We start from the raw sequence: 12,171 nt of genomic DNA, 5'->3' as shown, positions 1-12,171 counted from the left end.
GGCCTGAAAGTCGTGTCGCGCCCGAGGGGGGCGCGACCGGATGAGACGAAGCTGCTAGATCAGGGAGTCTTCCCGGGTGGGTGGTGCGAGGGGGTGGTAGGAAGATAAATTCTCCACGTTTTCGCAACTTCGCTCATCCGTGAAACCAGCTTTCGTCGCAAAAGGTTAATACAAAGTGAACAGATTCAAGAAAGTCGCCCTTAAGGAGAGTTTTTTCCGCCTTTGGGCAAGGATCGGCGGATTCTTGTCAATCACCGGGTGCCCCGATCAGGATCCGGCGCCGCCCACGGTCAGCCCGCCGATCATCAGGGTCGGCTGTCCCACGCCCACCGGCACCCATTGCCCCTGCTTGCCGCAATTGCCGATGCCGGGGTCGAGCGCCATGTCGTTCCCGATGGCGCGGATCTGCTGCATCACGGTCGGCCCGTCGCCGATCAGCGTCGCGCCCTTGACCGGCGCGCCGACTTTGCCGTTCCTGACGCGATAGGCTTCGGTGCAGGAGAAGACGAATTTTCCATTCGTGATGTCGACCTGTCCGCCCCCGAATCCAACGGCATAGAGGCCGTCCTTGAGATCCGCGAGGATATCGGCGGGGGCGGAATTGCCCGACAGCATGCAGGTATTGGTCATGCGCGGCATCGGCGGGTGGGCGAAACTCTGGCGCCGTCCGTTGCCGGTGGGGGAAACGCCCATCAGCCGCGCGTTCTGCCGGTCCTGCATCAGGCCGACCAGGATTCCGTCCTCGATCAGCACGGTGCGGCCCGACGGCGTGCCCTCGTCATCGACGCTGATCGAGCCGCGCCGATCGGGAAACGTGCCGTCGTCAAGCACCGTGACGCCCGGTGCGGCGATTCGCTGGCCCATCAGCCCGGCGAAGGCCGAACTCCCCTTGCGGTTGAAATCGCCCTCCAGCCCGTGGCCCACGGCCTCGTGCAGCAGCACGCCCGGCCAGCCGGGGCCGAGGACCACATCCATCACGCCTGCGGGTGCGGCTTCGGCGTCGAGATTGACCAGCGCGATGCGCAGCGCCTCGCGGGTTGCGGCCTCCCAGTTCGTGCGCGCGATCAGCCCGGCAAGGCCGCGCCGCCCGCCGCCGCCATGGCTGCCGGATTCGCGGCGGCCATCCTGTTCGACGATCACGCCGACATTCAGCCGGGTCATCGGGCGGATGTCGGAAAACAGCATCCCGTCGGGGCGCAGGATCACGACCTCCTGCAGCGAGGCGGCGAGCGTCGCGGTCACCTGAACCACGCGCGGGTCCAGCGCCCGGGCGAAGGCGTCGATCTCGCGCAGCGTGTCGAGCTTTACGCCGAACGTGGCCTCGGCCATCGGGTCGGCGTCGGTGTAAAGGCGCCGGTTGGTGGCCTGCGGCGGATCGGCAAGCGTGCCGCCGCCCTCGGCCACCGCCAGCCGGGCGGTCCGGGTGGCGCGGATCAGGGCCTGTTCGGAGATCTCGGTGGAATGGGCATAGCCCGCGGCCTCGCCCCGCACGGCGCGCAGCCCGAACCCTTCGGAGGCGTCGTAGCTGGCGGTGCGCACGCGGCCGTCATCGAAGCTGAGAACCTCGGAGCGGGTGCGTTCGAGGAACAATTCTCCGTCATCGGCCCCGGCGGTTGCCTGTTGCAGAAGCGCCAGCGCGCGGTCGCGGTCGAGCAGCGTCTCGAAGGGGCGGAAGGGGCCTTGGGGCATGCGCGTCCTCTGGGTGAAGAAAGGCGGCAGAATGTCGCATCTTTCGCTTGTATCCTGCCGCTCAATATGTTTCTTTGGCCGGGCGATACAACTGTCTCCGCAGAGATCGCGACGAAGGGCGGCCAACGCCCGAAAAGGGAACCGGGGAATAGCGCCCAGCGCGAGGCCCGGACTTCGACTGCCGGGTTTTCCCTGATCTTGTCCGGTGCCGCGCGCTCCCGCGGCCCGGACGCCCTTCCCCCGTCACACCTGCCCGAAAATCTCGTTTCCGTCCGGGGTGACAGCGCCCCGCGTCTGGCGTATCAGGCCGCAGAGCGGAAAAAGGCAGGCAGATGCGCTATGTGTCCACGCGGGGGCAGGCCCCGATCCTGACATTCGAAGAGGCGATGCTGACGGGGCTGGCGCGCGATGGCGGGCTGTATGTCCCCGAGACCGTGCCCGCGATGGCGCAAGCCGAGATCGCGGGGCTTGCGGGGCTGTCCTATGAAGCGGCGGCGTTCCGGGTGATGCGGCCCTTCATCGGCGATGCCTTCACCGATGCCGAGTTCGAGGCGATCATCGGCCGGGCCTATGCGGGATTCAGCCATGCCGCGCGCGCGCCGCTGGTGCAGCTTGGGGCCAATCATTTCCTGCTGGAGCTGTTCCACGGGCCGACGCTGGCCTTCAAGGATTTCGCGATGCAGCTGATCGGCCAGCTGTTCCAGGCGGCGCTGGCGCGCTCGGGGAGCCGCGTGACCATCGTCGGCGCGACGAGCGGGGATACCGGGTCGGCGGCGATCGAGGCGTTCCGGGGGCTGGACAATGTCGATGTGTTCATCCTGTTCCCCGAGGGCCGCGTCAGCGAGGTGCAGCGCCGCCAGATGACGACGCCGTCCGAGGCGAATGTCCATGCGCTGGCCGTGCGGGGCGATTTCGATGATTGCCAGGCGCGCGTGAAGGACATGTTCAACGATTTCGCCTTTCGCGATGCCGTGGGGCTGGCCGGCGTCAACTCGATCAACTGGGCGCGGGTGCTGGCGCAGGTGGTCTATTACTTCACCTCGGCCGTGGCGCTGGGGGCACCGGACCGGGCGGTCAGCTTTACCGTGCCCACGGGCAATTTCGGCGACATCTTCGCGGGCTACATCGCGCGCCGGATGGGGTTGCCGATCGAAAAACTGGTGATCGCGACGAACCAGAACGACATCCTGCACCGCGCGCTGGAAACCGGGGCCTATGAAACCCACGGCGTCACCCCCTCGATCAGCCCGTCGATGGATATCCAGGTCTCCTCGAATTTCGAGCGTGCGCTGTTCGAGGCCTATGGCCGCGACGGCGCCGCGGTGGCCCAGCAGATGCAGGCGCTGAAGGACCAGGGCGGGTTCACCATCAGCCAGGGCGCGTTGCAGGCCCTGCGCGAGGTCTTCGCCTCGGGCCGGGCCTCCGAGGAGGAGACCGGCGCCACGATCCGCGCCACCCATGAAGCGACGGGCGAGATCCTGTGCCCGCATTCGGCGGTGGGCGTGAAGGTGGCGCAGGACCAGCCCGCCAGCGCCACGCCGATGATCGCGCTGGCGACCGCGCATCCGGCGAAATTTCCCGATGCGGTCGCCGCGGCCACCGGGATCAGGCCGCCCCTTCCCAGGCGCATGGCGGATCTGTATGAGCGCCCCGAGCGCGTGACGGTCGTGGACAACGACCTTGGCGCGATCGAGTCCCTGATCGAGGAAAGGCGCGCGGATTGAGCGTAGAGCTGCACAGGATGCCCAACGGATTCCGCGTCGTGACCGAGCGGATGCCGGGGCTGAAATCGGCCTCGATCGGGATCTGGATCATGGCGGGCGGCCGCGACGAGCGGGCCGAGGAAAACGGCATCGCCCATTTCCTGGAGCACATGGCGTTCAAGGGCACCGACAAGCGCACGACCCTGCAGATCGCCGAGGCGATCGAGGATGTGGGCGGCTATATCAACGCCTATACGGGCCGCGAGATGACCGCCTATTACGCCCGCGTGCTGGAGGCCGATGTGCCGCTGGCGCTGGACGTGCTGGCCGATATCCTGCTGAACCCGCTGTTCGAGCCCGCCGAGATCGAGGTCGAGCGCGGCGTGATCCTGCAGGAGATCGGGCAGGTGCTGGACACGCCCGACGACGTGATCTTCGACTGGTTGCAGGAGGTCGCCTATCCCGGCCAGTCCATCGGGCGCACGTTGCTGGGGCCTGCGGAACGGGTGCGCGGCTTCACCCGGGACGATCTGTTTTCCTTCATCGGGCGGCATTACACGCCCGACCGGATGATCCTGTCGGCGGCGGGTGCGGTCGACCATGACGAGATCGTGCGGCTGGCCGAGGGGCTGTTCGGCCATCTGGCGCCCGGCACGCAGGCGGCGCATGAACCGGCCCGCTTTACCGGCGGCGAGCGGCGCGAGGTCAAGACGCTGGAACAGGCGCATATGGCGCTGGCCTTCGAATGCCCCAGCTATCGCGACCCCGCGATCTATACCGCGCAGATCTTTGCCACCGCGCTGGGCGGGGGCATGTCCTCGCGGCTGTTTCAGGAACTCAGGGAAAAGCGTGGGCTTTGCTATACCGTCTTTGCCCAGGCCGGCGCCTATGCCGATACCGGGCTGATCACGCTTTATGCGGGCACCAGCGCGGCGCAGATCGGCGACCTGGCCGAGCTGACCATGGCCGAGATCGCGCGTTCGGCGCAGGACATGACGCCCGCCGAGGTGGCCCGGGCGCGCGCGCAGATGAAGGCGGGGTTGCTGATGGGGCTGGAAAGCCCGTCGAACCGGACCGAGCGGCTGGCGCGGCTGGTGTCGATCTGGGACCGGGTGCCCGGCATCGAGGAGACCATCGCCCATATCGACGCGGTGACCACGGGCGATGTGCGCGACTTCGCCGGGCGGATGGCCAGGGCGGGGCAGGCCGCGCTTGCGCTTTATGGCCCTGTCTCGAAGGCGCCGGGGCTGGACGCGTTGCAGGGCAGGCTTGCGGCCTGATGCTGGGTCTCAGGCGCAAGGTCCGGATCGAGACGGACCGGATGTTTCTGCGCCCGCCGGTCCATGCCGATTTCCGCGACTGGGCCGCGCTGCGGGCGGCGAGTGCCGCCTTCCTGACCCCGTGGGAGCCGGCCTGGGCGCCCGATCACCTGACGCGCAAGGCGTTCACCAACCGGGTCTACTGGGCGCAGCGGGCGATGGGCACGGGGTCTGCGATCCCGCTTTTCCTGTTCCGGCGGGCCGATGACGTGCTGCTGGGCGCGATCACGCTGGACAATATCCGGCGCGGGCCGTCGCAATCGGGGACGCTGGGCTACTGGATCGGGCAGCCCTTTGCCCGGCAGGGCTATATGCGCGAGGCGATCGAGGCGGTGGTTCACCATGCCTTTGCCATGCGGGATCTGAGCCGGATCGAGGCGGCCTGCCTGCCCGAGAACGTCGCCTCGCGGGGCGTGCTGGAGAAATCCGGCTTCAAGTATGAGGGCGTGGCGCAGAGCTATCTGCAGATCAACAATCGCTGGCGCAACCACGTCCTTTACGCGAACCTGCGCAGCGACCGGCGCGGGCGGACCGAGACCGGGCTGGCCTGAGGTCGCGCCGTTCTGGTGCGGCGGGGTCACGGTCTCGCGCGCAAGCGGTGGGAATATCGGGCTTTAACCGAATTTCTGTTGCACCGACTCACGCAAGTCCATATGCACTTGCGTTACGGACGCCAACGCACGCGCCTCTGTCCCCTCACGGGTTACGTAGCGACGGTAACGTCTCCCTTGGAACTGAGCGGCCATGTCATGGCCGGGTCTATTGGAGATGACCATGCACGCTGCGCGAACCGACTTCGTCGGTCGATCCTCTGTCCTGTCCTCCTCCCGCGCCGAAGACTTCATCCGCGCGCACCGCTTCGAGCGGCCGACATTGGTGCTGGACATCGAGGCGGTGGCCGACCGCTACGCCGCGCTGAAGGCCGGGCTGGGCCGGGCGGCGATCCATTATGCCGTCAAGGCCAACCCCGCGCCCGAGATCGTGGCGCGGCTGGCGGCGCTGGGCTCGGGCTTCGATGCCGCCTCGCGCGCCGAGATCGAGCTGTGCCTTGCGCAAGGGGCGGCGCCGTCCGCGATTTCCTTTGGCAACACGGTCAAGCGGGCCTCGGACATCGCCTTTGCCCATGCCGCGGGGATCACGCTGTTCGCGGCCGATGCCGAGGAAGAGATCGACAAGATCGCCGAACACGCCCCCGGCGCGCAGGTCTATATCCGCGTGCTGGTCACCGCGAGCGAGGCCGATTGGCCGCTGTCGCGCAAGTTCGGCTGCGCGCCGGGCAAGGTGCAGCCGCTGCTGGCGCGCGCCCTTGCGGCGGGGCTGCGGCCGGTGGGCCTGTCGTTCCATGTCGGCAGCCAGACGCGCGTGGCGCGGATGTGGCTGTCGGTGCTGGACGAGGTGGCGGGCATCTGGCGCGCGGCGCATGCGGCGGGCTTTGACCTGGAATTGCTGAATATCGGCGGCGGGTTCCCGGCCTTCTACGGCGAAGAGGTCGAGCAGCCCGAGATCTATGCCGCCCAGGTGATGCGGCTGGTCACCGACCTGTTCGGGGCGGTGCCGCGCGTGATGGCCGAACCCGGGCGCGGCATGGTGGCCGAGGCGGGCGCGATCGCGGCCGAGGTGATGCTGGTCTCGCGCAAATGCGACACCGATGCCTATCGCTGGGTCTATCTGGACATCGGCAAGTTCTCGGGGCTGGCCGAAACGATGAACGAGGCGATTCGCTACCAGTTCCTGACCGGGCGCGAGCATGAGCCGGTCGGCCCCTGCATCCTGGCCGGGCCGTCCTGCGACAGCGCGGATGTGCTGTATGAAAAGCGCCCCGTGCTGCTGCCGCTGGGGCTGAGTGCGGGCGACCGGGTCATCATCCGCAATGCGGGGGCCTATACGTCGAGCTATGCCTCGGTCGGCTTCAACGGCTTTCCGCCGCTCGATGTCGTGGTGATCTGACACGGCCTGCGCGCCGCGCTGCTGCATTGCGGCGCGGCGCGGGTCGGGCTATCGCTTGGGCGCATCATCAGGATCCGCGCCCATGACCCGACCCACCGACCCCGTTGCCCTGACCGCCGATCTGATCCGCTGCGCGTCGGTCACGCCGAGCGAGGCGGGCACGTTGCGCCTGCTGGAAACCCGACTGGCCGCGGCGGGGTTCGAATGTCGCCGGGTGGACCGTGCGGGCGTGCCGAACCTGTTCGCGCGCTGGGGGGCGAAGGGGCATCCGCGGAGCTTTGGCTTCAACGGGCATACCGATGTCGTGCCCGCGGGCGACACCGCGGCCTGGACCCATGACCCGTTCGGGGCGGAGATCCGCGACGGCTATCTGTGGGGGCGGGGCGCGGCCGACATGAAATCGGGCGTTGCGGCTTTCGTCGCCGCCGCGATCGACTTCGTCACCGACACGCCGCCCGAGGGTGCCATCGTGCTGACGATCACCGGAGACGAAGAGGGCGACGCGACGGATGGGACCGCGGCGCTGCTGGACTGGATGGCGACCGAGGGCGAGCGGATGGATGTCTGCCTGGTGGGCGAGCCGACCAGCCGCGAGCGCCTTGGCGACATGATGAAGATCGGGCGGCGCGGGTCGATGACGGCGTGGTTCACCGCCCATGGCGTGCAGGGCCACTCGGCCTATCCGCAGCGCGCGCAGAACCCGATCCCGGCGCTGGCGCGGCTGGTCGAGCGGCTGTCGGCCTATCCGCTGGACGAGGGCACGCGCCATTTCGATCCCTCGACGCTGGCGGTCACCACGTTTGATACCGGCAATCCCGCGACCAACGTGATCCCGGGGCTGTGCCGGGCAACCGTCAATATTCGCTTCAACGAGGCGCATGGGTCCGACAGCCTGACCGAGTGGCTGCGCGCCGAGGCGGATCGCGTGACCGGCGAGACCGGCATCCGTTTCGATCTGGAGGTGAAGGTTTCGGGCGAAAGCTTCCTGACGCCGCCGGGCGCGCTGTCCGACCTGGTGGCCGGCGCGGTCGAGGCGGAAACCGGGCTGCGGCCCGAGCTGTCGACCTCGGGCGGGACATCGGATGCGCGCTTCGTCAAGGATTTCTGCCCGGTGGTCGAGTTCGGGCTGGTGGGCAAGACGATGCACCAGGTGGACGAGCGGGTGGAACCGGCCCAGATCGAGGCGCTGAAACGGGTCTATGGCCGCATCCTTGCCGCCTATTTCGCCTGATCCGGCACCGGTTTCCGGCTGACGGGCGCGCGCGCGCGTGCTAGCTCTGCGTGTATGAGCCAGATACCCTCCAAGACCGAAATCCTCGACTGGATCGCCGCGCATCCCGGCGAAAGCTCGAAGCGCGACATCGCCCGGGCCTTCGGCATCAGGGGGGGCGACCGGATCGACCTCAAGCGCGTGCTCAAGGAACTGGAGGACGAGGGCCATCTGGAGAAACGGCGCCGGAGCTATCGCGACCCCGACCGGCTGCCGCCGGTGAGCGTGTTGCAGATCCTGGCGCCGAACCGCGATGGCGACCTGTTCGCGAAACCGCTGGAATGGCATGGCGAGGGGGCGGAGCCGCGCATTCTGTTCGTCGCGCGCAAGCAAGAACCCGCGCTGGCCGAGGGCGACCGGATCCTCGCCCGCCTGCAGGAGGTGCGCGGCGAGGATCACCAATACGAGGCGCGGCTGATCCGCAAGATCGGCGTCAACCCGAAACGGATGCTGGGCATCTTTCGCACCGGCGCCGAGGGCGGGCGGATCGTGCCGATCGACAAGGGCGCCGATCTGGAATGGATGGTGGGGCGCGATGCGACCCATGGCGCGAAGGATGGCGAACTGGTCGAGGCCGAGCAGATCGGCCCGCGCGCCCGCATGGGCCTGCCGCGGGCGCGTGTCGTCGACCGGCTGGGCGATCCGTCGGCGCCGAAAGCCGTCAGCCTGATCGCGATCCACCAGCATGGCATCCCCGACGAGTTTCCCGACGACGTCATCGCCGAGGCCGACCGGGCGAAACCCGCCGGGCTGGGCGCGCGCGAGGATCTGCGCCATCTGCCACTGGTGACCATCGACCCGGCCGATGCGCGCGACCGCGACGACTCGGTGCTGGCGATGCCCGACGACGACCCGAAGAACCCGGGCGGGCATGTGCTGTGGGTCGCCATCGCCGATGTCGCCCATTACGTCCGCCCCGGCGGCGCGCTGGATCGTGAGGCGCGCGAGCGCGGCAATTCCACCTATTTCCCCGACCGTGTGGTGCCGATGCTGCCCGACCGGCTGTCGGGCGATCTGTGTTCGCTGCATGAGGGCGTGCCGCGCGCCTGTATCGCGGTCAGGATGGTGATCGACGCCCACGGCACCAAGCTGTCGCATCGCTTCACCCGGGGGCTGATGGCCTCTGCCGCGGCGCTGACCTATGCCCAGTTGCAGGCGGCGCAGGATGGCCAGCCGGACGAACGCACCGCGGAGCTGCTGGATGACGTGATCCGCCCGCTTTACGCCGCCTACGGGGCGCTGACCCGCGCGCGGGAGGCACGTCAGCCGCTTGATCTCGACCTGCCCGAACGCCGGATCGAACTGTCCGAGGACGGGCATGTGACCTCGGTCCGGTTCCGCGACCGGCTGGAGGCGCACCGGCTGATCGAGGAATTCATGGTGCTGGCCAATGTCGCCGCCGCCGAGGAACTGACCCGGCTGCGCCGCCCGCTGATCTTCCGCGTGCATGAGGAACCCAGCCCCGAGAAGCTGGACGCGCTGCGCGAGGTGGCCGCGGCCTCGGGCTTCACGCTGGCGAAGGGTCAGGTGTTGCAGACGCGGCACCTGAACAACCTGCTGGATCAGGCGATGGGGACCGAGTTTTCCGAACTCATCAACCTGTCGACGCTGCGCTCGATGACGCAGGCCTATTACACGCCGGAACATTTCGGCCATTTCGGGCTGGCGCTGCGCTCCTATGCGCATTTCACCTCGCCCATTCGCCGCTATGCCGACCTGATCGTGCATCGCGCGCTGATCACGGCGCATGGCTGGGGCAAGGACGGGCTGTCACCGCAGGAGATCGAGGAACTGGAGGCGACCGCGCAGCATATCAGCGAGACCGAGCGCCGCTCGATGGAGGCCGAGCGCGACACGACCGACCGTTACCTTGCCGCCTATCTGTCCGAACGGGTGGGCAACGAGTTCGCGGGGCGGGTGTCGGGCATCGCGCGGTTCGGGGTGTTCGTGAAGCTCGACGAGACCGGCGCCGACGGGCTGATCCCGATCCGCGAACTGGGGCAGGAATATTTCCACCATGACCGCGAGGCGCAGACGCTGATGGGCGCCGATACCGGGCTGACCATCGGCATCGGCCAGCGCGTGACCGTGCGGCTGTCCGAGGCGGTGCCGGTCACCGGTGGGCTGGTGCTGGAACTGTTGTCGATCGAGGACAAGGCGATGCGCCCCGGCCCGCGCAAGACCCGTGGCAAGATCCCCAAGCGCAACCTTGGCCGGTCGAAGGCGCGGGCCGACAAGGCGAAGCGCAAGGTCATGCGCAAACGCTAGGCGAAATCCGGCGGGCGGCGGGAATGGCGCTTTGCGCTCGGCCGGGGAGCGGGTACATTCGCGGCAAAACCGGAAAGGTCCGAGCAGATGTCATTCCCCCCCGCCTGGGCTGCGGCCCTTGCCCCGTTGCTGTGCGCCCTGAGCATGACCGCCCCGGCCCAGGCGCTGGAAACCTCGCCGCGCCCGACGCCGCGCCCCGCGCTGGCCGAGCTGGCCGAAAGCGCGCGCCCTGCGGCCCGCGCCACCGTCACGAGGGGAGCCGCAATGGACCAGGCGCAGCATTCGACGGCGCATATCGGGTTCGAGCGCTGGGTCGGCGAGTTCCGCGGCCGCGCGCTGGCCCAGGGCATCGCGCCGGCGGTCTTCGACCGGGCCTTCCGGGGGGTGGGTTACAATGCCGATGTGATCGGGCGCGACCGCAACCAGTCGGAATTCACCCGCACGATCTGGGATTATCTCGACAGCGCGGCCTCGGAAACGCGGGTGGCGAACGGGCGCGAGGCGCTGGCGCGGCACCGTGCCCTGCTGGAGCGGATCGAGGCGCGGTTCGGCGTCGACAAGGAGGTGGTGGTCGCGATCTGGGGGCTGGAAAGCGCCTATGGCACGTTCCGCGGCACCACGCCGATCATCGAGGCGCTGGCCACGCTGGCCTATGACGGGCGGCGCGGCGCCTTTTTCGAACAGCAACTGGTCGCGGCGCTCAGGATCGTGCAGGCGGGCGATACCGAGGCGCGCAACATGACCGGAAGCTGGGCGGGGGCGATGGGGCATACCCAGTTCATCCCCACCTCCTATCTGGATTATGCGGTGGATTTCACCGGCGACGGGCGGCGCGACATCTGGTCGGAGGATCCGGCCGATGCGCTGGCCTCGACCGCGGCCTATCTGGCGCGGTTCGGCTGGAAGACGGGCCAGCCCTGGGGCGTCGAGGTGCGGCTGCCGGGCAATTTCGACTACCGGCTGGCCGATCGCGGCGAGAAGCGGATGCCGTCCGACTGGGCGGCGCTGGGGGTACGCGACATGGACGGGCGGGCGGTGCCCGATCACGGGCCCGCCTCGATCCTGCTGCCCGCGGGGGCGCGCGGCGCGGCCTTCATGATCTTCGACAATTTCGCGGTGATCGAACGCTACAACACGGCGGATGCCTATGTGATCGGGGTGGGGCATCTGGCCGACCGGATCCGGGGCGGAGGGCCGATCCGGGCCGACTGGCCGCGCGAGGACCGCGCGCTGGTCTTTGCCGAGCGCCAGGAATTGCAGGAGCGGCTGACGCGGGCGGGATTCGACACGAGGGGGATCGACGGCCGGATCGGGCCGAACACCATCGCCGCGGTGCGCGCTTTCCAGCGCTCGGCGGGGATGATCCCGGATGGCTATGCAAGCCTCGATCTGCTGAACCGGCTGCGCTGAGCCCGCCCGGGGCACCCGGGGAGCCGACTGCGTCGGCTGCCTTCGGCGAGGATATTTCAGGCCAGAAGAAGATCAGGGTGGACCCCCTGTCCGGGCCTTCCGCGGGGGGGGAACGGGAAGGGGGGACAGGGGGCCTTCTCCTGGCGCGGTCATCGGCGTCCCCGCCTTTACCGCCCGGTCAGACTGGCGCAATAAGGTTAATCATTCGTTGCTTCTTCTGGCCGGAAATATCCCCGCCGGAGGCAGGGTTCGTCCTGGCGCGACGTCGGGGGTGTCAGGCGGAGGGGGTCAGGCGGTCGCGGATCAGGGCCACGGGGTGGCGGCGCAGGGTGAAGCGCAGCGCGAGGTAATCCTCGACCACCTCTTCGGCTTCGCTCATGGCGGGCAGGGTGACGGGCGGTTCGGCGATGCCCTCGCCGTCGAGATCGCCTGTAAAGAGCGGCAGCGGTTTCGGGCCGGACAGCGCGCGCGCGGCCCAGAGCGCGGCGCGGCGGTCGATCCCCAGCCCGGCGAAGGCGTCGGCCTCGGCCAGGGCGGCGACCAGCGCGGGGGGCAGGCCGGCGCG

General features: G+C 68.7%; 8 protein-coding genes and 1 pseudogene. 7 read left to right on the top strand and 2 right to left on the bottom strand.

Annotated features, from left to right (window positions below; genetic code table 11):
• Positions 1-267 precede the first annotated feature (267 nt).
• Positions 268-1,689 carry a metalloprotease TldD gene (tldD, locus tag ENN83_RS08280; RefSeq protein WP_287185886.1) on the bottom strand — a complete coding sequence of 474 codons (1,422 nt, stop codon included), beginning with the start codon at positions 1,687-1,689 and terminating at the stop codon, positions 268-270.
• A 332-nt stretch (positions 1,690-2,021) separates the two neighbouring features.
• Here tldD and thrC point away from each other — a divergent pair, with 332 nt between their 5' ends.
• From thrC to ENN83_RS08245, 7 genes are all read left to right on the top strand, one after another.
• Entirely contained in the window at positions 2,022-3,413 is a 1,392-nt protein-coding gene (gene thrC, locus ENN83_RS08275) for a threonine synthase (RefSeq protein WP_287185885.1), read from the top strand.
• A 17-nt stretch (positions 3,414-3,430) separates the two neighbouring features.
• Positions 3,431-4,672, top strand: coding sequence for a M16 family metallopeptidase (locus ENN83_RS08270; protein ID WP_414707639.1), 1,242 nt, complete (start codon positions 3,431-3,433; stop codon positions 4,670-4,672).
• On the top strand, positions 4,672-5,262 hold the full coding sequence (locus tag ENN83_RS08265) for a GNAT family N-acetyltransferase (RefSeq protein WP_287185883.1): 591 nt from the start codon (positions 4,672-4,674) through the stop codon (positions 5,260-5,262). Before ENN83_RS08270 ends, ENN83_RS08265 begins: the two co-directional genes overlap by 1 nt.
• 223 nt (positions 5,263-5,485) lie before the next feature.
• A complete protein-coding gene (locus tag ENN83_RS08260) occupies positions 5,486-6,658 on the top strand; it encodes a type III PLP-dependent enzyme (RefSeq protein ID WP_287185881.1) in 1,173 nt (390 codons plus the stop codon).
• A gap of 82 nt (positions 6,659-6,740) precedes the next feature.
• Positions 6,741-7,889: a succinyl-diaminopimelate desuccinylase gene (gene dapE / locus ENN83_RS08255; protein ID WP_287185880.1), complete on the top strand. Its 1,149-nt coding sequence runs from the start codon at positions 6,741-6,743 to the stop codon at positions 7,887-7,889.
• 54 nt (positions 7,890-7,943) lie between these two features.
• Complete coding sequence (rnr, locus tag ENN83_RS08250; RefSeq protein WP_287185878.1) at positions 7,944-10,196, top strand: ribonuclease R; 2,253 nt, start codon at positions 7,944-7,946, stop codon at positions 10,194-10,196.
• A gap of 144 nt (positions 10,197-10,340) precedes the next feature.
• Complete coding sequence (locus tag ENN83_RS08245) at positions 10,341-11,606, top strand: lytic murein transglycosylase (protein WP_287185876.1); 1,266 nt, start codon at positions 10,341-10,343, stop codon at positions 11,604-11,606.
• A gap of 274 nt (positions 11,607-11,880) precedes the next feature.
• On the opposite strand, the pseudogene ENN83_RS08240 reads toward ENN83_RS08245, so the two are convergent.
• A pseudogene (locus ENN83_RS08240) lies at positions 11,881-12,171 on the bottom strand (error-prone DNA polymerase); the annotation flags it as partial.

It is taken from the genome of Rhodovulum sp. (assembly GCF_011048875.1).
GTDB lineage: Bacteria > Pseudomonadota > Alphaproteobacteria > Rhodobacterales > Rhodobacteraceae > Rhodovulum > Rhodovulum tesquicola.
Note: the sequence above shows the minus strand (reverse complement) of the source record. Positions and strands in the feature narration are given on the sequence as shown.